This is a genomic window from Geodermatophilus sabuli (assembly GCF_900215145.1).
Taxonomy (GTDB): Bacteria; Actinomycetota; Actinomycetes; order Mycobacteriales; family Geodermatophilaceae; genus Geodermatophilus; species Geodermatophilus sabuli.
Map to the genome: position 1 here is coordinate 254,895 of NZ_OBDO01000008.1, position 24,258 is coordinate 279,152.

The 24,258-nt window shown below is 73.8% G+C and carries 22 protein-coding genes; 12 read left to right on the forward strand and 10 right to left on the reverse strand.

The genetic code is table 11. The features are described from left to right. Window positions 1-15: 15 nt before the first annotated feature. The 3 genes from dapF to CRP39_RS18350 are packed head-to-tail and all read right to left on the reverse strand — an operon-like array spanning window position 16 to window position 2,521. On the reverse strand, window positions 16-885 hold the full coding sequence (dapF, locus tag CRP39_RS18340) for a diaminopimelate epimerase (protein WP_245853955.1): 870 nt from the start codon (window positions 883-885) through the stop codon (window positions 16-18). Further along, window positions 882-1,805 (reverse strand): tRNA (adenosine(37)-N6)-dimethylallyltransferase MiaA, encoded by a 924-nt coding sequence (miaA, locus tag CRP39_RS18345; RefSeq protein WP_097207804.1) that lies wholly within the window; start codon window positions 1,803-1,805, stop codon window positions 882-884. The genes dapF and miaA overlap by 4 nt, the downstream gene beginning before the upstream one ends. After that, on the reverse strand, window positions 1,802-2,521 hold the full coding sequence (locus CRP39_RS18350; protein WP_097207805.1) for a class III extradiol ring-cleavage dioxygenase family protein: 720 nt from the start codon (window positions 2,519-2,521) through the stop codon (window positions 1,802-1,804). The genes miaA and CRP39_RS18350 overlap by 4 nt, the downstream gene beginning before the upstream one ends. A gap of 40 nt (window positions 2,522-2,561) precedes the next feature. Here CRP39_RS18350 and CRP39_RS18355 point away from each other — a divergent pair, with 40 nt between their 5' ends. The 3 genes from CRP39_RS18355 to CRP39_RS28115 all read left to right on the forward strand — a co-directional run bounded on the left by CRP39_RS18355 (window position 2,562) and on the right by CRP39_RS28115 (window position 4,978). After that, window positions 2,562-4,067, forward strand: a complete 1,506-nt coding sequence (locus CRP39_RS18355; RefSeq protein ID WP_097207879.1) for a DUF349 domain-containing protein — start codon at window positions 2,562-2,564, stop codon at window positions 4,065-4,067. Window positions 4,068-4,085: 18 nt separating this feature from the next. Beyond that, window positions 4,086-4,787, forward strand: coding sequence for an alpha/beta fold hydrolase (locus CRP39_RS18360; RefSeq protein WP_097207806.1), 702 nt, complete (start codon window positions 4,086-4,088; stop codon window positions 4,785-4,787). Window positions 4,788-4,849: 62 nt separating this feature from the next. After that, entirely contained in the window at window positions 4,850-4,978 is a 129-nt protein-coding gene (locus CRP39_RS28115) for a hypothetical protein (RefSeq protein ID WP_260180643.1), read from the forward strand. Window positions 4,979-4,984: 6 nt separating this feature from the next. Here the strand turns inward: CRP39_RS28115 and miaB are convergent, their stop codons facing one another. Next, window positions 4,985-6,436, reverse strand: coding sequence for a tRNA (N6-isopentenyl adenosine(37)-C2)-methylthiotransferase MiaB (gene miaB, locus CRP39_RS18365; RefSeq protein ID WP_097207807.1), 1,452 nt, complete (start codon window positions 6,434-6,436; stop codon window positions 4,985-4,987). A gap of 123 nt (window positions 6,437-6,559) precedes the next feature. Between miaB and CRP39_RS18370 the strand changes: the two genes are divergently transcribed. The 7 genes from CRP39_RS18370 to CRP39_RS18400 all read left to right on the forward strand — a co-directional run bounded on the left by CRP39_RS18370 (window position 6,560) and on the right by CRP39_RS18400 (window position 13,015). Next, a complete protein-coding gene (locus tag CRP39_RS18370; protein ID WP_097207808.1) occupies window positions 6,560-7,315 on the forward strand; it encodes an amino acid ABC transporter ATP-binding protein in 756 nt (251 codons plus the stop codon). Window positions 7,316-7,337: 22 nt separating this feature from the next. Further along, the gene (locus tag CRP39_RS18375) at window positions 7,338-8,228 is read left to right on the forward strand and encodes a glutamate ABC transporter substrate-binding protein (protein ID WP_097207809.1); all 891 of its coding nucleotides are present in this window, start codon (window positions 7,338-7,340) and stop codon (window positions 8,226-8,228) included. Window positions 8,229-8,298: 70 nt separating this feature from the next. Continuing rightward, window positions 8,299-8,949 carry an amino acid ABC transporter permease gene (locus CRP39_RS18380; protein WP_216359806.1) on the forward strand — a complete coding sequence of 217 codons (651 nt, stop codon included), beginning with the start codon at window positions 8,299-8,301 and terminating at the stop codon, window positions 8,947-8,949. Next, complete coding sequence (locus CRP39_RS18385; RefSeq protein ID WP_097207810.1) at window positions 8,946-9,848, forward strand: amino acid ABC transporter permease; 903 nt, start codon at window positions 8,946-8,948, stop codon at window positions 9,846-9,848. Before CRP39_RS18380 ends, CRP39_RS18385 begins: the two co-directional genes overlap by 4 nt. Window positions 9,849-9,977: 129 nt before the next feature. Continuing rightward, entirely contained in the window at window positions 9,978-10,400 is a 423-nt protein-coding gene (locus tag CRP39_RS18390; RefSeq protein ID WP_097207811.1) for a hypothetical protein, read from the forward strand. A 283-nt stretch (window positions 10,401-10,683) separates the two neighbouring features. Then, window positions 10,684-12,444, forward strand: a complete 1,761-nt coding sequence (ctaD, locus tag CRP39_RS18395; protein WP_097207812.1) for an aa3-type cytochrome oxidase subunit I — start codon at window positions 10,684-10,686, stop codon at window positions 12,442-12,444. 217 nt (window positions 12,445-12,661) lie between these two features. Next, the gene (locus CRP39_RS18400; protein WP_097207813.1) at window positions 12,662-13,015 is read left to right on the forward strand and encodes a VOC family protein; all 354 of its coding nucleotides are present in this window, start codon (window positions 12,662-12,664) and stop codon (window positions 13,013-13,015) included. 111 nt (window positions 13,016-13,126) lie between these two features. On the opposite strand, the gene CRP39_RS18405 is transcribed toward CRP39_RS18400, so the two are convergent. The 5 genes from CRP39_RS18405 to CRP39_RS18425 all read right to left on the reverse strand — a co-directional run bounded on the left by CRP39_RS18405 (window position 13,127) and on the right by CRP39_RS18425 (window position 17,851). Then, on the reverse strand, window positions 13,127-13,687 hold the full coding sequence (locus tag CRP39_RS18405; RefSeq protein WP_245853956.1) for a regulatory protein RecX: 561 nt from the start codon (window positions 13,685-13,687) through the stop codon (window positions 13,127-13,129). A 151-nt stretch (window positions 13,688-13,838) separates the two neighbouring features. Then, entirely contained in the window at window positions 13,839-14,879 is a 1,041-nt protein-coding gene (gene recA / locus CRP39_RS18410) for a recombinase RecA (RefSeq protein ID WP_097207815.1), read from the reverse strand. A gap of 176 nt (window positions 14,880-15,055) precedes the next feature. After that, a complete protein-coding gene (locus CRP39_RS18415) occupies window positions 15,056-15,250 on the reverse strand; it encodes a DUF3046 domain-containing protein (RefSeq protein WP_097207816.1) in 195 nt (64 codons plus the stop codon). Between the two features lie 159 nt (window positions 15,251-15,409). Continuing rightward, on the reverse strand, window positions 15,410-16,693 hold the full coding sequence (locus CRP39_RS18420) for an MFS transporter (RefSeq protein WP_097207817.1): 1,284 nt from the start codon (window positions 16,691-16,693) through the stop codon (window positions 15,410-15,412). Window positions 16,694-16,705: 12 nt separating this feature from the next. Next, a complete protein-coding gene (locus CRP39_RS18425) occupies window positions 16,706-17,851 on the reverse strand; it encodes an acyl-CoA dehydrogenase family protein (protein ID WP_097207818.1) in 1,146 nt (381 codons plus the stop codon). 161 nt (window positions 17,852-18,012) lie between these two features. Between CRP39_RS18425 and CRP39_RS18430 the strand changes: the two genes are divergently transcribed. After that, window positions 18,013-22,620 carry an ATP-dependent helicase gene (locus CRP39_RS18430; protein WP_097207819.1) on the forward strand — a complete coding sequence of 1,536 codons (4,608 nt, stop codon included), beginning with the start codon at window positions 18,013-18,015 and terminating at the stop codon, window positions 22,618-22,620. A 45-nt stretch (window positions 22,621-22,665) separates the two neighbouring features. On the opposite strand, the gene CRP39_RS18435 is transcribed toward CRP39_RS18430, so the two are convergent. Then, window positions 22,666-23,250: an antibiotic biosynthesis monooxygenase gene (locus tag CRP39_RS18435; protein ID WP_245853957.1), complete on the reverse strand. Its 585-nt coding sequence runs from the start codon at window positions 23,248-23,250 to the stop codon at window positions 22,666-22,668. A gap of 88 nt (window positions 23,251-23,338) precedes the next feature. Here CRP39_RS18435 and CRP39_RS18440 point away from each other — a divergent pair, with 88 nt between their 5' ends. Continuing rightward, entirely contained in the window at window positions 23,339-24,193 is an 855-nt protein-coding gene (locus CRP39_RS18440) for a DNA-formamidopyrimidine glycosylase family protein (protein ID WP_097207821.1), read from the forward strand. Window positions 24,194-24,258: the final 65 nt, after the last annotated feature.

Genomic DNA, 24,258 nt, shown 5'->3' on the forward strand with positions numbered 1-24,258 from the left:
CGGCCTCCGAGCGGCTCAGCTCCCGAGCCACTCGGGGGTGAGCACGCCGGCGGCCACCACCACCGCGGGGCCGGTCAGCACCGTCGTCGTCGCGTCGACGGCGACGGTGAGCCGGCCGCCGGGGACGTCCACCGTCACGGTCCCGGTGGCCGCGCCGCCGGCCTCCAGCGCCGCCCAGGCCGCCGCGCAGGCGCCCGTGCCGCAGGACCTCGTCTCCCCCACCCCGCGCTCGGACACCCGCAGCCGGACGTGGGCGGCGGGCTCGACCACGTTGACGAACTCGACGTTCACGCCCTCGGGGAACAGTCCGGCGTCGACCGACGGCGCGGTCGTGAGGTCGAGGGTGTCGACGTCGACGTCGGTCAGGCAGGCCAGGTGCGGGTTGCCCATGGAGACCGCGCGACCGGCGTACGCCACGCCGTCCAGCAGCGCCTCGCCGCGCCCGAGGGGCCGGGCGGGGCCCATGTCCGCCCAGTAGCCGCCGTCCGGCGCGGCGCCGACCCGCCGCGGCCCGCCCCGGGTGCCGATCCACACGCCGTCGGTGCAGGCCGCACGATCCAGCAGCCCCTCGGTGACCAGCACGTGCAGGAACAGCCGGATCCCGTTGCCGCACATCTCGGCGTGCGACCCGTCGGCGTTGCGGTGGTCCATGAACCACTCGCACCGGCCGAGCGCCTCGCCCAGCACCGCGGGGGCGTCGGAGACGTGCACGCTGCGGACGACGCGCAGCACGCCGTCGCCACCCAGGCCGGCGCGGCGCTCGCAGAGCCGGCGGACCATCGCCGCGTCCAGCCGATCCTCCGGCCAGACGGCGCCGTCGGGGTCGGGCAGGACGACGAAGTCGTTCTCCGTGCCGTGGCCGATCAGCACCCGGTCTGCGTTCACCCGCCGATCGTATGTGCGCCGATCAGGGCCTCCGCCGCGTCCACCAGGTCCGGGCGGGCGGCGTCGAGCCACGTCGTCGCGGCGTCCCGGCGGAACCACGAGCGCTGCCGCCGGACGAAGCGGCGGGTGGTGCTCACCGTGCGCTCGCGCGCCTCCTCGGGCGTGAGCACGCCGTCGAACTGGGCCAGCACCTGCGCGTAGCCGAGCGCCCGGGAGGCCGTGGGGCCCTCCCTCAGGCCGTCGGCGGCCAGCGCCTCGACCTCGGCGACGAAGCCGGCGACCCACATGCGGTCGACCCGCGTGGCGACCCGCTCGTCCAGCTCGGCCGGCTCGCGGTCCAGGCCGACCACCACCGCCGGGTAGTGCGGCCGGGGCTCGGGCAGGGTGGCGCGGAACGGCCCGCCGGTGATCTCGACGACCTCGAGGGCGCGCACGATCCGCCGCCCGTTGCTCGGCAGCACGGCCGCGGCCGCGGCGGGGTCGACGGTCGCGAGGCGGGCGTGCAGGGCGCCCGGTCCGGCGTCGGCCAGCTCCGCCTCCAGCCGGGCCCGCACCACCGGATCGGTCCGGGGGAAGTCCAGGTCGTCGAGGACGGCGCGCACGTAGAGCCCGGAGCCACCGACCAGCAGCGGCACCGTGCCGGCAGCCCGGAGCCGGTCGATCTCGGCCCGGGCCAGCCGGCGGTACTCGGCCACCGACGCGGCGTCCCGGACGTGCCACAGGTCGAGCAGGTGGTGCGGCACGCCGTCTCGTTCGGCCGCGTCGGGCTTGGCCGTGCCGACGTCCATGCCGCGGTAGAGCTGCATCGAGTCGGCGTTGACGACCTCGCCCCCCAGCCGGTGGGCCAGCGCGACGCCCAGGCCCGTCTTCCCGGTCGCGGTCGGGCCCACCAGCGCGACGACGGGGGGCGGCGACGTCACGCCGCGACCCAGTCGGCGACCAGGTAGCCGACGCCGAACGGCGCCTCGTGGACGTGCAGGCGGGCACGGACCGCTCGGCCGGCCAGCGCCGCACCGACCGCCCGCCAGGTGGGCACCCCGGCGGCCAGCAGCCGCGCCCCCTCCGCGGCGTCCAGGGCGGCGAGCGCGGCCGCGTCCCCCTCGGCCAGTGCCGCGGCCACGGCGTCGTCGAAGGGGGCGGCGGCCTCGTCGAGGTACCCGGGAGCCTTCACCGTGCGCCGCGCCGAGCCGTCCCCCATCGCGAGGACGGCGACCGGACCGGACCGGCCGGCGAGGGCCGCGGCGAGGTCGCCGGGGGCCACGCCGAGCCGAGGGCCGGCGTACCCCGCCTCGTCCAGGAGCCAGGCACCGACCGTGTGCGCGAGCGGCGTGCGCCGGCCGCCGGGTCGCGCCGGTCCGGCGAAGGGCACCTCCAGGTCCACCCCGAGGCCCCGCAGGTCGCCGACGTCACCGGCCCCGAAGCGGCCCTCGGCCCCGTCGCCGACCACCACGACCACCTCCGGACGCGTCGCGAGGACCGCGCCGAGCGCCTCCGCGCAGGCCCGGCGCAGCGCCACGGTGTCCGCGGCGGCCCGTCCGGCGACCGCCGGGACCAGCAGTGGCGGGCACGGGCAGAAGGCCACCGACACCGCTCCGGCCGGCCCCGGGGTGCGCGGTCCGGCCGCGGAGGTGCTCACCACGACAGTGTCCCGGATGCGGCGTGGGACACTGCGGTGCGTGTCGAGCACGGAGAACGCCGCAAGCACCTCCCAGCAGGACCCCACGCCGGAGACGGCCGGGTCGGAGGCGGTCACCCCCGAGGCCGGGACGGCGGCCGCGCCCTCCCCTGGTGACGCCACGCTGGCCGATCCGGCGGCGGGGTCCCCCGAGGGCTCCGACCAGCCGGACGTCGTGCCGCCGGAGGCCACCACCCCCGAGGTGGTGGCGCCGCTGCCGGAGGCACCGGCACCCGCCCCCGCCGCAGCCGCGACGCCGGCGCCGACCACGCCGGAGCAGCCCGCCGCCCCGTCGTCGGACCCGAGCGAGTGGGGCCGGGTGGACGAGGAGGGCACCGTCTACGTCCGCACCGCCGACGGCGAGCGCGCCGTGGGCTCGTGGCAGGCCGGCGCCCCGGCGGAGGGCCTGGCCCACTACGCCCGCCGCTACGACGACCTCGCCACCGAGGTGTCCCTGCTCGAGGCGCGGCTGAAGGCGCACACGGGCAACCCGAGCGAGATCAAGGCCAAGGCGCAGGCCCTGGCCGAGTCCATCCCGACCGCCACCGCCGTCGGCGACCTCGACGGGCTGGCCGCCCGCGCCCGCGCGATGGTCGAGACCGCCGACTCCGCGGCGGCCGAGTCCCGCGCGGAGAAGGCCGCGGCGCGCGCCGCGCAGGTCGCCCGCAAGGAGGCGCTGGCCGCCGAGGCCGAACAGATCGCGGCGGAGTCCACCTCGTGGAAGGCCGCCGGCGACCGGCTCAAGGCCATCGTCGAGGAGTGGAAGACCATCCGCGGCATCGACCGCAAGACCGACGAGGCGCTGTGGTCGCGCTTCGCCGCGGCACGGGACGCGTTCGGTCGACGCCGGGGCGCGCACTTCGCCGCCCTCGACGCCCAGCGCGGCGAGGCCCGCGCGGCCAAGCAGGAGCTCATCGCGGAGGCGCAGCGGCTGTCGACGTCCACCGACTGGGGCGCCACCAGCGCGGCGATGCGCTCGCTGATGGACCGCTGGAAGGCCGTCCCCCGCACCGGCCGCGACGGCGACGACGACCTGTGGAAGCAGTTCCGCGCCGCCCAGGACGTCTTCTTCACCGCCCGGTCGGAGCAGGACAAGGCGCGCAACGCCGAGCAGGTGGCCAACCAGCAGGCCAAGGAGGAGATCCTCGCCGAGGCCGAGAAGCTCGACCCGTCCACCGACCTGCGGGGAGCGCAGAACGCGCTGCGCAAGCTGCAGGAGCGCTACGACGCGATCGGCCACGTGCCGCGCGGCGTCATGCGGCAGCTGGAGGACCGGATGCAGGCCGTCGAGCAGCGGGTCCGGGGCGCGGTCGACTCCACGCGGGCCCGCGTGGCACCGGAGAACCCGATGGTCACCTCGATGCGGCAGGCGGTCAGCAAGGCCGAGGAGCAGCTGGCCAAGGCGGAGAGCGCCGGCGACGCGCGGCGGATCGAGCAGGCCCGGGCCAACCTGGAGACCCGCCGGGAGTGGTTGGCCGAGGCGGAGAGGGCGGCCTCGCGCCGCTGAGACGGGGACGGCGACGCCGTGACGACGTTCGTGCTCGTGCACGGCGCATGGGGCGGGGCCCACGGGTTCCGGCACGTGCGGCGGCTGCTGTCCGGGGCCGGCCACGAGGTGTTCACCCCGGCGCTGACCGGCATCGGCGAGCGGTCGCACCTGGCCAGCCCGCAGGTGGACCTGACCACCCACGTCACCGACGTCGTCAACCTCGTCCTCTACGAGGACCTCGACCCAATCGTGCTGGTCGGCTTCTCCTACGGCGGGATGGTCGTCACCGGCGCGCTCGACGCGATCGGGGAGCGGGTGCGCTCGCTGGTCTACCTGGACGCCTTCGTGCCGGACGACGGCGACTCCCTGTACGGGCTGCTCGGCGTCCCGGTCCCACCGCGCACCCTGGGCGCCCCGTGGCTGGTCGAGGGCCCGGTGCGGGCGTACGAGGACCCGGCCGAGGAGGCGTTCAGCACCCCGCGCCGCACGCTGCACCCGGTGGGCTGCTTCACCGAGCCGGTGCGGCTGTCCCGCCCGCTGGAGGAGTGGCCGTTCCGGCGCATCTACGTCCGGGCCACCGCCGAGGAGCCGCGGGTGCCGGCCAACCCGGCCTTCGAGGCGGCGGCCGCGCGGGCGCGGGCGTCGGAGGCGTGGGTCCACCGCGAGATCGCCACGACCCACCTGGTGGCGCAGAACCGCCCCCGCGAGCTGACCGACCTGCTGCTCGACGTCGCCTGAGCGCGCCGGTCCGGGCCGCCTCCGTCGTGCCCCGAGCTGTCCCCGGAGCAGGCACGGCGTTCATGGACCGGCTGGGCCTCGCGGCGCCGCACATCGTCCAGTCCACGATGCCCGATCGGCTGGCCGACGAGCTCGAGGCGGCGACCCCGGTCAGCCGGCCGCCGGTCAGCCGGCCGCCGGTCGCGACCTGACGCGGATCAGGCGGGGGCGCCGATCCGTGGCATGCCCAGCAGGACGCCGGGCGTGGTGGGCCGGGTGCCGGCCTCGGAGGCGTCCCCGGCGCGGGTACGCCGGTGGGACACCAGCGCACCGTCGGCCACCAGGTGGTGCGGCGCGGCCTGGGTCACCACGGTCTCGACGACGTCGCCGGGGCGGACGCCCTCGGCGGCCGTGAAGTGCACCAGCCGGCCGTCGCGGCCCCGGCCGCTCATCCGGCCACGGGCCGCGTCCTTGCTCCCCTCCCCCGCCGCGACCAGCAGCTCGACCGTGCGGCCGATCAGCCTGCGGTTCTCGGTCCAGCTGATCTCGTCCTGCAGGGCGGTCAGCCGCAGGTAGCGCTCCTGCACGACCTCCTTGGGCAGCTGGTCGGCCATCTCCGCGGCCGGCGTCCCCGGGCGCTTGGAGTACTGGAAGGTGAAGGCGCCGGCGAAGCGGGCGGCGCGGACGACCTCGAGGGTCTGCTCGAAGTCGGCCTCGGTCTCGCCCGGGAAGCCCACGATGACGTCGGTGGTGATCGCCGCATCGGGCATGGCGGCCCGGACCCGGTCGATGATCCCGAGGTAGCGGTCCTGCCGGTAGCCGCGGCGCATGCGGCGGAGCACGTCGTCGGACCCGCTCTGCAACGGCATGTGCAGCTGGTGGCAGACCGCGGGCGTCGCGGCCATCGCCTCGATGACGTCGTCGGTGAACTCGCGGGGGTGCGGGCTGGTGAAGCGCACCCGCTCCAGGCCGTCGATCGCCCCCGTCGCGCGCAGCAGGTCGGCGAAGGCGCCGCGGTCGCGGAACTCCACCCCGTAGGCGTTCACGTTCTGGCCGAGCAGCGTCACCTCGAGCACGCCCTGGTCGACCAGTGCCTGCACCTCGGCCAGGATCTCGCCGGGCCGGCGGTCCTTCTCCTTGCCGCGCAGCGCCGGGACGATGCAGAACGTGCAGGTGTTGTTGCACCCGACGCTGATGGACACCCAGCCGGAGTAGGCGGAGTCCCGCTTGGCCGGCAGCGTGGAGGGGAAGACCTCCAGGGCCTCGGCGATCTCGACCTGCGCCTCGGCGTTGTGCCGGGCCCGCTCCAGCAGCGTCGGCAGGGACCCGACGTTGTGCGTGCCGAACACGACGTCCACCCACGGCGCCCGGCGGACGATCTCGCCGCGGTCCTTCTGCGCCAGGCAACCGCCGACGGCGATCTGCATGCCCGGGTGCGCGTCCTTCACCGGGCGCAGGTGCCCGAGGTTGCCGTAGAGCCGGTTGTCGGCGTTCTCCCGCACCGCGCAGGTGTTCAGGACGACGACGTCGGCGTCCTCCCCCTCGGGCGCGGCGGCGTAACCGGCGGCCTCGAGGAGCCCGGACAGGCGCTCGGAGTCGTGCACGTTCATCTGGCAGCCGTACGTGCGGACCCGGTAGGTCCGTCCGGCGCTCTGGAGCTCGGTACCCATGTCGCCTGCGAGGGTACGGCGACCCGAACGGGTGTTCCGCCGCTCACAACCCCCGCGCGTTCGTTACTGCTTCGTGATCGCCTGGGTCCGCCGCTGTCGCCTCCCGGCCCTAGGGTCGCTCGGGTGACCAGCGCTGCGAAGGGAGAACCTCTCGTCCGCCTCTCCGGCGTCGACAAGTGGTTCGGCGAGCTGCACGTCCTGCAGGACATCGACCTGTCGATCGACCGCGGCGAGGTGGTCGTCGTCATCGGGCCGTCGGGTTCGGGCAAGTCGACGCTGTGCCGGACGATCAACCGGCTGGAGTCCATCCAGCAGGGCGAGATCAGCATCGACGGACAGCGTCTGCCCGAGGAGGGCAAGGAGCTCGCCCACCTGCGCAGCGACGTCGGCATGGTGTTCCAGAGCTTCAACCTCTTCGCCCACAAGACGATCCTGCAGAACGTCACGCTGGGGCCGATCAAGGTGCGCGGGAAGTCGAAGGCCGAGGCCGAGCGGCGCGCCCGCGAGCTGCTCGACCGGGTGGGCGTCAGCGCCCAGGCGGACAAGTACCCCGCGCAGCTGTCCGGCGGCCAGCAGCAGCGTGTCGCGATCGCCCGCGCGCTGGCGATGGACCCCAAGGTCATGCTCTTCGACGAGCCGACCTCGGCGCTGGACCCCGAGATGATCAACGAGGTCCTCGACGTCATGATCTCGCTGGCCCGCGACGGCATGACGATGATCGTCGTCACCCACGAGATGGGCTTCGCCCGCCGGGCCGCCAACCGGGTGGTCTTCATGGACGGCGGCCGGATCGTCGAGTCCGCGGACCCCGAGACCTTCTTCACCCGCCCCCAGTCGGACCGGGCCAAGGACTTCCTCTCGAAGATCCTCAACCACTGAGCCCGGAGGAAAGGAAACACACATGCGGATCACCCGATACGCCGCCGCGGTCGCGGCAGCCGGCGTCGTGCTGGCCGGCTGCAGCAGCGAGGCCGGGAGCCAGGCCGAGGACGCCGCCGGCGGCGGCAACGAGGTCGCCGAGGACGTCTCGTTCGACGCCGGCACCACGATGGCCGAGCTCAACGAGGCCGGCTCGATCACCGTCGGGACGAAGTACGACCAGCCCGGGTTCGGTCTGCTCAACCCCGACGGCACGCCCGAGGGCTTCGACGTCGAGATCGCCAAGATCATCGCCGGCGAGCTGGGCATCGCGGCCGAGGGCATCGAGTGGACGGAGACGGTGTCGGCCAACCGTGAGCCGTTCATCCAGAACGGCCAGGTCGACATCGTGGTCGCCACGTACACGATCAACGACACCCGCAAGCAGGTCGTCGACTTCGCCGGGCCCTACTACGAGGCCGGCCAGGACATCATGGTGGCCGCGGGCAACCCCGAGGGCATCGCCGGCCCCGAGGACCTCGCGGGCAAGACGGTCTGCTCGGTCGAGGGCTCGACCCCGGCACAGAACATCCGGGACAACTACCCCGAGGCCAACCTGGTCACCTACGACGTGTACTCCAAGTGCGCCGACGACCTGGCCAACGGCAACGTCCAGGCCGTGACGACCGACAACGTCATCCTCACCGGCCTGGTCGCCGGCAACCCCGAGGGCTTCGAGCTGGTCGGCAACCCGTTCACCGAGGAGCCGTACGGCATCGGCCTGGCCAAGGGTGACGACGAGTTCCGCGCGTTCATCAACGACGTCCTCGAGGCGTCCTTCGAGGACGGCCGCTGGGCCGAGGCCTGGGACCGCACCGCCGGTGCGATCACCGGTGAGCCGGCCCCGGAGCCGCCGACGCTCGACCGCTACTGAGTCCCCGCGACGCCGCCGGGTGGGCGACCACCCGGCGGCGTCGTCCCGTCACTGACGTAGAGAGGGCGCGGTGCAGTTCCTCAGCGACAACTTCGACCTGATGTGGCGGGCGTTCCTGACCACGCTCTCCCTGGCGGTCACCAGCGGCATCTGCGCCCTGGTCCTCGGCACCGTGCTCGTCGGCATGCGGGTGAGCCCGGTGACGCCGCTGCGCGGGCTGGCCACCTTCTACGTCGAGGTCTTCCGGAACACCCCGCTGACGGTGGTGTTCTTCTTCCTCTTCTTCGGCGTGGTCTACATCGACGTGCAGTTCCCCAGCCGCTTCGTCACCGCGGTGACGGCGCTGTCGCTGTACACCGCAGCCTTCGTCGCCGAGGCGCTGCGATCGGGGATCAACTCCGTCCCGCCCGGACAGGCGGAGGCGGCACGGGCGCTCGGCCTGGACTTCGGGCAGACCCTGCGCTCGATCGTGCTGCCGCAGGCGTTCCGCACCGTCGTCCCGCCGCTGGGCAACGTCTGGATCGCGCTGGCCAAGAACACCTCCATCGCCGCCGGCTTCGCCGTGACCGACCTGACCGCCGCGCTGCAGCGGCTGGCCAACGCCAACGCCGACAAGCTGCTGGCGGTCTTCGCCGCCATCGTCGCCGCCTACCTGCTCATCACGCTGCCCTCGGCGTGGCTGATCCGGGTCGTCGAGAACCGGGTGGCGATCGTCCGATGAGCACCACCAGCGTCCTCTTCGACCTGCCCGGACCGCGCGCCCGCCGTCGGCAGCGCATCGGCACCGTCGTCGGCGTCCTGGTCGTCATCGGGCTGATCGCCCTGGCGCTGTGGCGGCTGGGCATCAACGGGCAGCTGGAGGCCCAGCGGTGGGCGATCCTGTTCGACCCGGCGTCCGGTGTGCCCCAGGCGCTGGGTGAGGCCCTGGTCAACACCCTCGCCGTCGCCGCCGTCGCCATGGTCGCCGCCACCGTGCTGGGCGCGCTCCTGGCCGTCGGTCGGCTGTCGGAGCACGCGTGGGTACGCGGGCCGGTCGCGGTCGTCATCGAGTTCTTCCGAGCCGTGCCACTGCTGGTGCTGATCCTGTTCTGCCTGCTGTTCCTGCCGACGGTCGGCGTTCCGATGACGGCGTTCCGGGCGCTGGCGCTGGGCCTGACGCTCTACAACATGGCCGTCCTGGCCGAGATCTTCCGGGCCGGGATCCTGTCGGTGGATCGCGGCCAGAGCGAGGCCGCCATGGCCCTCGGCATGCGCAAGTCGCAGGTGATGACCCTCGTCCTGCTCCCGCAGGCCGTGCGGCGGATGCTGCCGGTCCTCGTCGCCCAGCTCGTCGTCCTGCTCAAGGACTCCTCGCTGGGCTTCATCGTCGGCTACATCGAGCTGCTGCGGCAGGCGCGCAGCCTGGTGGAGTTCTTCAACTTCCAGTTCGGCAACACCTACACGTTCCAGCTGTACGTCGGCGCCGCGGTCATCTACATCGTCGTCAACGTGCTGCTGTCGCAGCTGGCACGGATCGTCGAGGCGCGCACGCGACGCAGCGCGAAGACCGCGGCCACCGCCGAGGCCGAACTCCCCGCCGACGTGCAGATGGGCGGGGGCGGCGGCGCGGTCCCGGTGTGACCCGGGGCGGCGGCATGGTCCCGGTGTGACCCGGGGCGGATGGCCGTGGTGCGATGCGCCGGTGAGCGGGTGGGACGCCTGGGACCCGCGACGGTCACGTCCGGCCGGGGAACTGCCGAGATCTCCGGCGTGGACACCGCCCTGCGCCCCGCCGTGCCGCCGCTCCCGCCCCTGGTGCGCCAACCGGACGGGCGGACGGACCCCGCCCAGGAGTTCGTCACCCGGATGCGCGCGGCCGCGCCCGACTTCGCCGCCGCTGGCGGCGCGGTGACCGCCGTCGTCCGCGAGGTGGTCCCGCCGGCCCGGCACCGGCGCTCGCGCTGCCGGGTGGTGCTGCGCCTGCTCGGCGGCGAGGAGGTCGACCTGACGTTCCTGGGCCCGGTCAGCCGCGCCGCGTCGTCCGAGCGGGCCTTCGACCTGCAGATACAGACGTACCTGACCCACGGCCGCGGCTCCGCCGGCGACTGGCTGGTGCCGGACGACGAGGCACCCGACGGCGTGGCCGTCGACGTCTCGGCCTGGTCGGCGACCGCCGTCCGGGCCAGCGCCTGATCCACCGCCGGGAGGCCGGTCAGTCGCACTGACCACCGACCGGCACCGCTCCCGCCTGGCCTTCCGTGTGCGGAGCTCGTGCTCCGCTTCCCCTGCCCGGCGTCGTCCCGCGACGCCCAGCAGTTCCCTTGTGCGGGCCGGGGGTCCACCATGGTGCTGACGCTCAGCCACGAGCGACGCCGACCTCCGACGGCTGCCACCGCATCCGCGACCGAGGACCGCTGCGGTGTCCGTCCACGGCCGGTGCCGCGCGTGGACGCCACGTCCGCCCGGGGAGCACGGCATGACCACACTCGCACCGCAGCCGATCGTCAGTCGCCCGAACGAGGTACCGCCCCCGACGCGCGGCTCCCGGCTCAGTGCCCTCCTGCGGACGACGGACCACAAGGTCATCGGGCTCATGTACCTGACGACCTCGTTCGTGTTCTTCATCCTCGGCGGCCTGATGGCGATGCTCATGCGCGGGGAGCTGGCCCGCCCGGGCCTGCAGTTCCTCTCCCCCGAGCAGTACAACCAGCTGTTCACCATGCACGGCACGGTGATGCTGCTGATGTTCGCGACGCCGCTGTTCTTCGCGTTCGGCAACCTGATCATGCCGCTGCAGATCGGCTCGCCTGACGTCGCCTTCCCGCGCCTGAACGCCCTCTCCTACTGGCTGTTCCTCCTGGGCAGCACCATCGCGGTCTCCGGGTTCCTCACCCCGGGCGGCCCGCCGGACTTCGGCTGGACGGCCTACACCCCGCTGTCGACGATCGAGCACGCGCCCGGCGTCGGCGGGAGCCTCTGGATCACCGGTCTCGCGGTGAGCGGCCTCGGGACGATCCTCGGTGGCGTCAACTTCATGACGACCATCGTCTGCCTGCGCGCACCCGGGATGACGATGTTCCGGTTGCCGATCTTCACCTGGAACACGCTGGTCACCAGCCTGCTGGTGATCCTGGTCTTCCCGATCCTCACTGCCGCGCTGTTCGGCCTGCTCGCCGAACGGAACCTCGGTGCGCTCGTCTACTCCGAGGAGATGGGCGGCCCCATGCTGTGGCAGCACCTGTTCTGGTACTTCGGCCACCCCGAGGTGTACATCATCGCGCTGCCGTTCTTCGGCATCGTGACCGAGGTCATCCCGGTCTTCAGCCGCAAGCCGCTGTTCGGCTACAAGGGCATGGTGGCCGCGACGCTGGCCATCGGCTTCCTCTCCCTCGTGGTCTGGGCGCACCACATGTTCGCCACCGGCGCGGTGCTGCTGCCGTTCTTCGCCTTCCTCACGTATCTGATCGCGGTGCCGACCGGACTGAAGTTCTTCAACTGGATCGGCACGATGTGGCGGGGGCAGTTGACCTTCGAGACGCCGATGCTGTGGTCGATCGGCTTCGTGGTCACCTTCCTGCTGGGTGGCCTCACCGGGGTGCTGCTGGCCAGCCCGCCGCTGGACTGGCACGTGCACGACAGCTACTTCGTCGTGGCCCACTTCCACTACGTGGTCTTCGGCACCGTGGTGTTCGCCGCCAACGCCGGCATCGCGTTCTGGTTCCCGAAGATGTGCGGCCGGATGATGGACGAGCGGCTGGGCAAGCTGCAGTTCTGGATGACCTTCATCGGCTTCCACGGCACGTTCCTGATCCAGCACTGGCTGGGCAACGAGGGCATGCCGCGCCGGTACGTGAACTACCTGCCCACCGACGGGTTCACCACGCTGAACACGATCTCGACGATCTTCTCGTTCGTGCTCGGCGCCTCGATCATCCCGTTCCTGTACAACGTGGTGCACTCGTGGCGGCACGGCCGACTGGCCCTGCGCGACGACCCCTGGGGTCACGGCAACTCGCTGGAGTGGGCGACGTCGTCCCCGCCGCCGCGGCACAACTTCACCGAGATCCCGAGGATCCGCTCGGAGCGGCCCGCGTTCGAGGCGCACTACCCGCACCTGATCGAGCGCCTCAGCGCCGAGAAGCACGCGGGCGCACGGCACGAGCCCTACGCCGGGGTCAGCGAGGTCGGCCTGACCGCCGGCCACCGGCAGGGTCCGCGCGACCCCGACCCCACCTGAGCCCGGGTGCCGTCCTCGGGACGGCTCGGTCGACGCAGCGTGACGTCCGGGGGCTGTCGCGTCGCGAGCGGCCGTCCCCGGGGAGCGGTACCCCCAGCCGGTCCGGGGGACGACACCTGTGGCAGGGCGGCGCGACCGAGCGCCGTCGCCCGCGGGTGGACGGGGCTGCGGCCCGCGGGCGATCATCACGCACACCCGTCGCAGGCAGGAGGGCCGCATGCGCGCCAGACGCATCATCACCGACCTCAGGGTGGCGGACCTCGAGACGGCGAAGGGCTTCTACACCGACTACCTCGGCCTGAGCATCGAGGAGTTCACCCTGGGCTGGGTGGCCCGCTACACCTCCCCGGACACCGGGGCGAACCTCCAGTTGCTGACGCGCGACGCGACGGCACCCGAGGACCCGGCCATCTCCGTGCTGACGGACGACGTGGACGGTGCCTACGCCGAAGCGCAGCAACGTGGCTTCGAGATCGTGCATCCGCTCACCAACGAGCCGTGGGGCGTGCGCCGCTTCTTCGTCCGGGCACCGGACGGCACGGTGATCAACGTGGTGCGCCACCGCGACTGAGCCGCCGGCGCGGTCCGCGGACGCGGCGATCGCCGTCCTGGGCACTCCGGCATGGCGGCCCGTCAGGACGCCGTGGCGCACCCGAGCCGCAGGCGGCGTTGCACGGGTGGTTCAGGGCAGCCAGGCATCCAGGCCGAGCTCGGGGTGACGCTCGGACGAGCCCGCGCGGACGTCCACCGGCCCGTCGTCGGACGGCTCGTCCGCCGCGGCGTCCTGGGCGGCGGCGTCCTCATCGAGCGCCTCGCGGACGACCCACGAGGCCAGTCCTCCGCCGTAACCCTTGCGGGCCAGCATGCCGATCAGACGCCGTTCGGCGGTGACCCGGTCGACGCGGCGCAGGCCGGCCACTCGGCGGGCGACCAGCCGCCGGGCGGCGTCCCACTCGTGCTGGTCGTCGACCAGGGTGACCGCCTCCGCGGCGACCTCACCGTCGATCCCCTTGGCCCGCAGTTCGGCCTTGAGCGCCCGGCGCGACAGGCCACGACCGGCCTGGCGCGAGGTCACCCACGCGCGGGCGAACGCGGCGTCGTCGATGAGGCCCACCTCGCCGAACCGGTCGAGCACCCGCTCCGCGGCGTCGTCGGGGACTCCTCGCTTGGCGAGCAGATCGGCCAACTGCTGCCGGGTCTTGGGTGCGCCGGTGAGGGCGCGCAGACAGATGGAGCGGGCCACCTGCTCGGGGTCACCGGGCTGGTCCTCGCTCGCCGTCCCGCCCCGCGCGGCGGCGCCCTCGCTGTCCGGGTCAGGGGACAGACGGGGACGCCGCCCACGCCGGCGATCGGAGCCGGAGTGGTCTCGCGCCTCGGGCCAGCCACTCATCGGCTCAGAAGTCGGGCGTCTCGGCGGCAGCGACGGCGGGCGCGTCGAGCTGCGGACCGATGCCGAGCTTCTCCTTGACCTTCTTCTCGATCTCGTCGGCGAGGTCGGGGTTGTCGCGCAGGAACGAGCGGACGTTCTCCTTGCCCTGGCCGAGCTGGTCGCCCTCGTACGTGTACCAGGCGCCGGACTTGCGGACGATGCCCTGCTCGACACCGACGTCGATCAGGCCGCCCTCGCGACTGAAGCCGGTGCCCCAGAGCAGGTCGAGCTCGGCCTGCTTGAACGGCGCCGCCACCTTGTTCTTGACGACCTTCACGCGCACCCGGCTGCCGACGGCCTCGGTGCCCTGCTTGAGGGTCTCGATGCGGCGCACGTCGAGCCGGACCGACGAGTAGAACTTCAGCGCCCGACCACCGGTGGTGACCTCCGGGGAGCCGTAGACGACGCCGACCTTCTCGCGCAGCTGGTTGATGAAGATGGCGGTGGTGCCGGAGTTGTTCAGCGCACCGGTGATCTTGCGGAGCGCCTGGCTCATCAGCCGGGCCTGCAGGCCGACGTGGCTGTCACCCATCTCACCCTCGATCTCGGCGCGGGGCACGAGGGCCGCCACCGAGTCGATGACGATGACGTCGAGCGCGCCGGAGCGGATCAGCATGTCGGCGATCTCGAGCGCCTGCTCACCGGTGTCGGGCTGGCTGACCAGCAGCGCGTCGGTGTCCACCCCGATCGCGCGGGCGTACTCGGGGTCGAGCGCGTGCTCGGCGTCGATGAACGCCGCGATGCCGCCGGCGGCCTGGGCGTTGGCCACCGCGTGCAGGGCGACCGTCGTCTTACCGGAGGCCTCGGGGCCGTACACCTCGATGACGCGGCCTCGCGGGAGGCCGCCGATGCCGAGGGCGATGTCGAGGGCGATCGAGCCGGTCGGGATGACCTTCATGGCCACCTCGGGGCTGTCGCCCAGGCGCATGACCGAGCCCTTGCCGAACTGCTTGTCGATCTGGGCGAGGGCCATGTCGAGGGCTTTGTCGCGGTCGAGCGTTGCCATGGTGTTCACCTTCGGGAAGTCGCGTGGAAGCGGGTCGGTGCCGACGCTAGAGCTGGGGGCTGACACTTCCGGGAGATCCGGCGGACCTGTGGAGGAACGCCCGGCCTGTGGACTGCACCGCCCAATCTAGCCCGAACGTGTGTTCGACTGCCACCATGACACGCCGCTCCCGGGAGTCAACGGTCCTTGCGCGGCACGTCGTACTCCTCGCAGATCGCCAGCCACACGCGCCGCACCGGCAGGCCGGCCTCCAGGGCCTCCACCGCGGTGCGTCCACCGAGAGCGGAGAAGACGTGGTCCCGCGCCACGCTCTCGGCACGCATGGAGCCGAACTGCTCGGCGAGTCGGGACCAGAAATCCTGCAGGCGCACGTCCCCGACGCTAGCGCGCGCCCGCGGACACCCGGTCCCGACGGGCGGCTCCTACGCTGGCGCTGTGTTCCCCACCACGGGCTCGGCGACCTGGGACCTGGTCCTCGAGATCGGCATCGCCCTGTGTCTCCTGGTGTCGCTCGTGCTGCTGTACCGCAACTACCGCGGCCGCTGAACCACTGCCCCGGCGCCGCCGGCGCGGGCCCACACCGCCAGGAGCGGGAGGAGCAGCGCCGCGGACACCGCGGCCACCAGCCCGTACCCGCCCAGCGCGAGCAGCGGGCCGCCGACGACCCCCGCCACGGCGGCGCCCAACCCCATGAGCAGGTCCGTGCCACCCTGCGCCGTCGGCCGGAGGTCCTCCCCCACCGACTCGGTCACCAGCGTCGAGCCGGCGATCAGCCCGCAGGACCAGCCGAGCCCCAGCAGCAGGAGGGCCGCGCCGAGCTGGACGGCGTCCCCCGGTGCGGCGGTGCCGGCCAGCGCAGCGGCGGCGAGCAGGAGCCCGGCCGCGATCACGACCGTCCTCCGTCGGCCGGCCCGGTCGGCCAGCTGCCCGACCAGCGGCGAGAACAGGTACATGCCGGCGACATGCACGCTGATCACCACACCGATCACGCGGAGAGTCGTCCCAGCGGGCCCGCCGGCGTGCCCCATGTGGACCGGGGTCATCACCATGACGCCGACCATGACGGCGTGGGACACCACGACCGCGGTGAGGCCGAGCCGGCCGCCAGGATCGGCCCACACCGCGCGCAGCGCCGCGCTGGTCGCCCGTCGCGGACGTACGCCACCGGCGGCTCCGCCCCGCAGCCGCCGGGCCAGCAGCAGCGGGTCCGGGCGCAGCAGGGACAGGTTGCCGGCCGCGACCACGACGAAGACCGCGAAGGAGATGACGAAGGCGCCGCCGAGCGCGGGCAGCCCCAGGGCTGCGCCCAGGTCGCCGCCCGGGCCGGCGAGGTTCGGGCCGAGGACGGAACCGACGGTGGTGGCCCACACCACGAGCGACAGCGCCCGCCCACGGTGTTCGGGGGCGGCGAGGTCGGCCGCCGCGTACCGGGCCTGCAGGCCACAGGCGGTCGCCGCGCCGCACGCGAAGAGACCGGCGAGCAGCAGCGGCAGCGAGGAGAGCACCGCGGCGACGACCGTGACCACCGCCCCGAGTCCGGCGACCGCGTAGCCCGCGGCCAGACCGGCGCGGCGGCCGGCCCGGTCGCTGATCCGCGCCAGGGGGACGGCGACGACCGCGGCTCCCAGCACGCCCGCCGTCTGCCCCAGCCCGGCCGCTGTGTCGCTGCCGGCCACGTCACGGGCCAGCAGACCGCCGACGGTGATGCCCACGGTGACGCCCAGCCCGCCCAGCGCCACGCCGCCGCTGAGCACCGCGAGCGTGCGGCGCTGGACGCGCGCCGGGTCGAGCGTCGACGGCAGCCCACGGGTCACCGCTGCGCGCTCCTACAGGCCCATGGCGCGGCCGACGATCTCGCGCATGATCTCGTTGGTGCCCCCGTAGATCGGCTGGATGCGGGCGTCGCGCCAGGCCTTGGAGACGAAGTACTCGTCCATGTAGCCGTAGCCACCGTGCAGCTGCAGGCAGCGGTCGGCGACCTTGTTCTGCAGCTCGGTCGTCCAGTACTTCGCCATGGCGGCGTCGACCGGCGTGAGGTCGCCGCTGTTGAGCTGCCGCATGCACTCGTCGACGAAGGTCCGGGCGATGGTGACCTCGGTCTGCAGCTCGGCCAGCACGAATCGGGTGTTCTGGAAGCTGCTCACCGGCTTGCCGAACGCCGTCCGGCTGGTGACGTACTCGACGGTGTGCGCTAGCACCGTCTCGGCGGAGGCGACGGCGCCGACGGCGATCGACAGCCGCTCCTGCGGCAGGTTCTCCATCAGGTGGTAGAAGCCCCGGTTCTCCGTGCCGAGGAGGTTGGCGGCCGGCACCCGCACGTCGTCGAAGAACAGCTCGGCGGTGTCCTGGGCCTTGAGCCCCACCTTCTCCAGGTTCCGGCCGCGGGTGAAACCGGCCATGCCCCGCTCGACGACGAGCAGGCTGAGCCCCCTGGAGCCGGGGGCGTCGGGGTCGGTGCGGGCCACGACGATCACCAGGTCGGCGTTGATGCCGTTGGTGATGAAGGTCTTGGAGCCGTTGAGGACCCACGCGTCCCCGTCGCGGCGGGCGGTCGTCCGGATGCCCTGCAGGTCGCTGCCCGCCGCCGGCTCGGTCATCGCGATGGCGGTGATGAGCTCGCCGCTGCAGAAGCCTGGCAGCCAGCGGCGCTTCTGCTCCTCGGTGCCCAGGTCCCGCAGGTACGGCCCGGCGACGTCGTTGTGCAGCGCGAAGCCGACGCCGGTGGCGCCGATCCGCATCAGCTCCTCGTCGATCACCGCCTGGTAGCGGAAGTCGCGGACGCCCCCGCCGCCGTACTCCTCGTCCATGTCGATGCCGAAGAGCCCCTGCGCGCCGGCCGACGTCCACACCTCGCGCGGCACGATGCCGGCCTTCTCCCACTGCTCGTGGAAGGGGACGACGGTCTTCTCGGCCCAGGCCCGGACCATCTCGCGGAAGTCCTCGTGCTCGGCCTCGTACAGGGAACGGCGCATGCCCGTCAGTCTGCCCGACACCGGCGCCGTGCCCGGGACACCCGCGCACCGGGGGAGGGGGCACGGTGCCCACCGTCGCGCGCACACCCCGATCGGGTGCTCGTCCCGGTCACGGCCCCGACGGCCCGGCGGAGTGTCGTCCCCCTGTGGAGACTGGGGCCGTGACCGCTCTCGACCGGTTCTCCGAGCCCACCCGGGCGTGGTTCACCGGCGCCTTCGCCGACCCCACCCCCGCACAGGCGGGGGCCTGGGAGGCGATCAGCAGCGGTGGGCACGCCCTCGTGGTCGCCCCCACCGGCTCCGGCAAGACGCTCGCGGCGTTCCTCTGGTCGCTGGACCGGCTGGCCAGCACACCGCCTCCCGACGACCCCAGCGCCCGCTGCCGGGTCCTCTACGTCTCTCCGCTCAAGGCGCTCGCCGTGGACGTCGAGCGCAACCTCCGGGCGCCGCTCGCCGGCATCGGGCAGGCCGCCGCCCGGCTGGGGTTGCCCCGCCCCGAGATCGAGGTGGCCATCCGCTCCGGCGACACGCCCGCCGATGAGCGGCGGGCCTTCACCCGGCGCCCCACCGACATCCTGATCACCACGCCCGAGTCCCTGTTCCTGCTGCTCACCAGCTCGGCGCGTGAGGCGCTGCGCGGCGTCGAGACGGTGATCGTCGACGAGGTGCACGCCGTGGCCGACACCAAGCGGGGCGCACACCTGGCGCTCTCCCTCGACCGGCTCGACGAGCTCCTGGAGCGCCCCACCCAGCGGATCGGCCTGTCGGCCACCGTGCGCCCCATCGAGGAGGTCGCGACCTTCCTCGCCGGCGGCCGCCCGGTGGAGGTGGTGGCCCCGAACTCGGCCAAGGAGTGGGACCTCTCGGTGGTCGTCCCGGTCGAGGACATGAGCACCCTCGGCCAGCCCACCGGCGAGCTGGACGGCTCGGCGGCCGGCAACCAGCCGCGGACGTCGATCTGGCCCGCGGTCGAGGAACGGGTGCTCGACCTGGTGCAGGCCCACCGCAGCACCATCGTGTTCGCCAACTCCCGGCGGCTGGCCGAACGGCTGACCAGCCGGCTCAACGAACTGGCCTACGAGCGGGCCACCGGCGAGACGGTGCCGGCGGGCACCACCGCCGCCGCGCTCATGGCCCAGGCCGGCTCCGGCGGCGGGGTGCCCGAGGGTGTGCAGCCGGTCGCCGCGGCCCACCACGGCTCGGTGTCCCGGGAGCAGCGGGCCGTCGTGGAGGAGGCGCTGAAGTCCGGCCGGCTGCCGGCGGTGGTGGCCACCTCCAGCCTCGAGCTCGGCATCGACATGGGCGCGGTCGACCTCGTCGTCCAGGTGGAGGCGCCGCCCACCGTGGCCTCGGGGCTGCAGCGGGTGGGCCGGGCCGGGCACCAGGTGGGCGCGGTCAGCCGCGGGGTGCTGTTCCCCAAGTACCGGGGTGACCTGGTGCAGTGCGCGCTGGTCGCCGAGCGCATGAAGGCCGGCGCCATCGAGTCCATCCGCTACCTGCGCAACCCGCTGGACGTCCTCGCCCAGCAGATCGTGGCGATCGTCTCCGAGCGCCCGCGCACCGTCGACGAGGTGGCCGCGCTGGTCCGGCGCTCGGCGCCGTTCGCCTCGCTCCCCGAGTCCGCGCTGCACGCCGTCCTCGACATGCTGGCCGGCCGCTACCCCTCCGACGCGTTCGCCGAGCTGCGTCCCCGCCTCACCTGGGACCGCGTCACCGACACCCTCACCGCGCGCAGCAGCGCACAGCGGCTGGCGGTGACCAGCGGCGGCACCATCCCGGACCGGGGCCTGTTCGGCGTCTTCCTCGTCGGCGGGGAGGGGTCCGGCGGCCGGCGGGTCGGCGAGCTGGACGAGGAGATGGTCTACGAGTCGAGGGTGGGGGACGTCTTCCTGCTCGGCTCCTCCTCGTGGCGGATCGAGGAGATCACCCACGACCGGGTGCTGGTGAGCCCGGCTCCCGGCCAGCCGGGGAAGATGCCGTTCTGGCACGGCGACGCGCCCGGCCGTCCCCTGGAGCTCGGCCGCGCGCTGGGGGCGTTCCTGCGGGAGGTCGGCTCCGCGACCCCGGAGGCGGGCCTGGAGCGGGCCCGGGCCGCCGGCCTCGACGAGTGGGGCGCGGCCAACCTGCTCACCTACCTCGCCGAGCAGAAGCAGGCCACCGGCCACCTCCCCGACGACCGGACGCTCCTCGTCGAGCGCTTCCGCGACGAGCTGGGCGACTGGCGGCTCGTCGTGCACTCGCCCTTCGGCGCCCAGGTCAACGCCCCCTGGGCGCTGGTGCTCGCCGCCCGACTACGGGAGCGCTACGGCGTGGACGTGGCGTCGATGCACTCCGACGACGGCATCGTGCTGCGGTTGCCCGACACGACCGGCGAGCCCCCGGAGGCCGACCTCGCCGTCCTGGACCCCGACGACGTGGAGCGCCAGGTCACCGCCGAGGTCGGCAACTCCGCCCTGTTCGCCAGCCGGTTCCGCGAGTGCGCCGCGCGGGCCCTCCTGCTCCCCCGCCGCGACCCCCGCCGCCGTACGCCCCTGTGGCAGCAGCGGCAGCGGGCGGCCCAACTGCTCTCGGTGGCCAGCGAGTTCTCCAGCTTCCCGATCACGCTGGAGGCCGCCCGCGAGGTCCTGCAGGACGTCTACGACGTCCCGGGGCTGGTCGAGCTCATGAGCGACGTGCGCGCCCGCCGGGTCCGGGTGGTCGACGTGCAGACGCAGGCGGCCTCCCCGTTCGCCCAGTCCCTGCTGTTCGGGTACGTCGGCCAGTTCCTCTACGAGGGCGATGCACCGCTGGCCGAGCGCCGGGCCCAGGCGCTCGCCCTCGACACCGGCCTGCTGGCCGAGCTGCTCGGCCGCTCGGAGCTCAGGGAGCTGCTCGACGCCGAGGCGCTGGCCGAGGTCGAGGCCGAGCTGCAGCGCCTGCCGGCCGACCGGCACCCCCGCGGCCTGGACGGCGCGTCGGACCTGTTGCGCCTCGTCGGCGACCTGACCCCGGCCGAGGCCGCCGCCCGCGGTGTGCCCCGGGAGTGGCTCGAGGAGCTCGTCGCCGCCCGGCGCGCGCTCGTGGTCCGGATCGCCGGCGAGGAGCGGCACGTGGCGATCGAGGACGCCGGCCGCCTCCGCGACGCCCTGGGGACCGCGCTCCCCGTCGGCGTGCCGGAGGTCTTCACCGAACCGGTACCCGATCCACTGGGCGACCTGGTGGGCCGCTACGCCCGTACGCACGGTCCCTTCCAGCCCGGCGAGATCGCGGAGCGGCTGGGCCTGGGGGTCGCCGTCGTCACCGCGACCGTGCAGCGTCTGGTCGGCAACGGCCGGCTGGTCACCGGCGAGTTCCGTCCGGGCGGCACCGGCCAGGAGTGGTGCGACGCCGACGTGCTGCGTTCCATCCGCCGGCGCAGCCTGGCGCGACTCCGCCAGGAGGTCGAGCCGGTGCCGATCGGCACCCTCGCGCGGTTCACCCCGTCCTGGCAGTCGGTGGGCAGTCGGATGCGCGGTCCGGACGGCGTGCTGGCCGTCGTCGAGCAGCTGGCCGGTGCGCTGGTACCCGCCAGTGCCCTGGAGTCGCTGGTGCTGCCGGCCCGGGTGCGCGACTACTCCCCCGGGATGCTCGACGAGCTCACCAGCGCCGGTGAGGTGCTGTGGGCCGGCGCCGGCGGTCTGCCCGGCGGTGACGGGTGGATCAGCCTCGTCCCGGTCGACCTCGCGCCACTGCTGTTGCCCGAACCGCTGGAGCCGGGTGGGGTGGGCGACGGCAGCGAGGGTGACGTCGGCTCCGCCGTCCTGGAGGGGTTGGCCGCCGGCCAGGCACTGTTCTTCCGCGGCCTGTCCGACCTCGTCGGCTCCACCGACGACACCGCCCTGGCCGACGTGGTCTGGGACCTCGTCTGGGCGGGGCTGCTGACCAACGACACCCTGGCCCCGCTGCGCACCCGGCTGGGCGGCGGCGGCACGCACAAGCGGCAGCCGGCAGCCCCGCGAGCGCGCCTGGACCGCAACCGCTACGGGCGTACGCGTCTGGGGCGCCCGGCGATGCCCACGCGCACCGGCCCCCCCACGGTGGCCGGCCGCTGGTCCCGGCTGCCCGACCGCGAGACCAACCCGACCAAGCGGACGACCGCCCGCGCGGAGGCGCTGCTCGAACGGCACGGCGTGCTCACCCGCGGTGCGGTGATGGCCGAGCAGGTGCCGGGCGGGTTCCCCGCGGTCTACCCCGTCCTGCGGGCCTTCGAGGAGAACGGCCGCGCCCGGCGCGGCTACTTCGTCGAGACTCTGGGCGCCGCCCAGTTCGGCACCCCGGGCTCGGTCGACCGCCTGCGCAGCTTTGCCACACCCGACCGGGTGCCCAGTGGCGCTGTGGTGCTGGCCGCCACCGACCCGGCGAACGTCTACGGCGCCGCCCTCCCCTGGCCGGAGCGGTCGGCCGGTGGCAGCGAGGAGGGCGTGGACGTCGGCGAGGGCACCGGTACCCGACGCCCCAGCGCCGGCCACCGGGCCGGCCGCAAGGCCGGGGCGCTCGTGGTGCTGGTCGACGGCGACCTGGTGCTCTACGTCGAACGCGGCGGCAGGACGCTGCTGTCGTGGACCGAGGAGGAGACGGTGCTCAAGGAGGCCGCGACGGCGCTCTCCGGCGCCGCGGCCGCGGGGGCGCTCGGCCGGATGGTCGTGCAGAAGGCCGATGGGGCGTCGGTGCACGAGTCGACGCCCCTGTCCTCGGCGCTGCAGGCGGCCGGGTTCGCGGCGACCCCCCGCGGTCTGCGCCTCCGGGCCTGAGCCCTGGCGGGATGACGGCCGGGCGCTCGGGTCACGGCGCCTGGGTCAGCGATCCGGACGCAGCCAGCCGGCGAACAGCCGGGTCAGGGTGGGCATGACGACGAAGCCGAGCAGCACCACGACGATGCAGGCCGACAGCAGCAGCCGCAGCGGCCACGGCCAGCCGTCGATGAACGGCATGACCAGCAGTTGCAGCGTCGAGGTGATGAGGAAGACCGCGGCGATGGTCAGGACGGTCGAGCGCCACCGTGGCCCCGGCGTGGCCGGCCGGGTGAAGAAGCTGTCCAGCCCGGCGACCCGCGCGTACCGCTCCTCGTCGATCATCTCCTGCATCCGCTCCAGTGCCTGGTGCCGCTGCGGGGACGCCTCCCAGGCAGCCAGCGAGGCGTCGTCCCGGAAGCGGTAGACCAGGTGGTACTCCGAGCTGCCCGGCCCCGGCTTGAGCAGGGTGCCCCCGAGGTTGCCGGGATACGTCGCGGCAAGTCGGAGCACGTCGGCGGCCCACCGCTCGAACGCCTGCCGGCGGTGCGGTCGGACCACCCGCGCGACCGTGACGGTCACCGGCTCGGGCGTCCGCCCGGCCACCTCGCGTCGGGTCAGGCGGGAACGGAGCGGGGTCACGACGGCCACGGATCTCTCAGCGCTGAGAGACCGCGTCGTCATCCCCGTTGTCGGCGGTCTCACAGCAGGTGGCGCCGTCGCGCGGCACACTGGCGACGTGCCCGAGGGAGACACCGTCTGGCTGGCCGCCAAGCGCATGCACTCCGCGCTCGCCGGCGCCACGCTGCAGCGGGGGGAACTGCGGGTCCCCCAGCTGGCCGCGACCGATCTCGCCGGGCGTTCGGTCAGCGAGGTCGTCCCCCGCGGCAAGCACCTGCTCGTCCGGTTCGCCGACGGGTGGACGCTGCGCACGCACTTCCGGATGGACGGCAGCTGGCACATCTACCGCCCTGGCACGCGATGGCGTGGCGGCCCCGCGTTCGACGTCCGGGCCGTGCTGGGCACCGAGCAGTGGGAGTGCGTCGGGTACCGGCTGCACGACGTCGCCCTGGTGCGCACGGCACACGAGGACCAGCTGGTCGGCCACCTCGGCCCCGACGTCCTCGGTCCCGACTGGGACCTGGAGGAGGCGCTGCGGCGGCTGCGGTCGCACCCCGACGAGCAGATCGGTGTCGCACTCCTCGACCAGCGCAACCTGGCCGGCATCGGCAACCTCTACAAGGTCGAGACGCTGTTCGTCTGCGGCGTCCACCCGTGGATCCGGGTGGCCGACGTCCCGGACCTCCCGGGGCTGGTCGAGCGGGCTCGCACCCTCATGCTGGCCAACCGGGAGCATCCGGAGCAGAGCACCACGGGGAGCCTGCGCCGCGGCGAGGACCACTGGGTCTTCGGCCGCAAGGGCCGCCCCTGCCGGCGCTGCGGCACGTCGATCCTGCTGGGCGACCAGGGGCCGGATCTGCAGGAGCGGGTCACGTGGTGGTGCCCGAGGTGTCAGGCCGCCGACTCTCCCGTCGACCCGGCCGCGCGGACGGGCGAGCCCGGCCGGCCGCAGCCGGTCGCAACCCGGTACTGAGGCCGGCGCGCGTCACGGCACCACGACGGACGGGACGTCGTCCCCGAGCGCACCCCTCCGCGGAG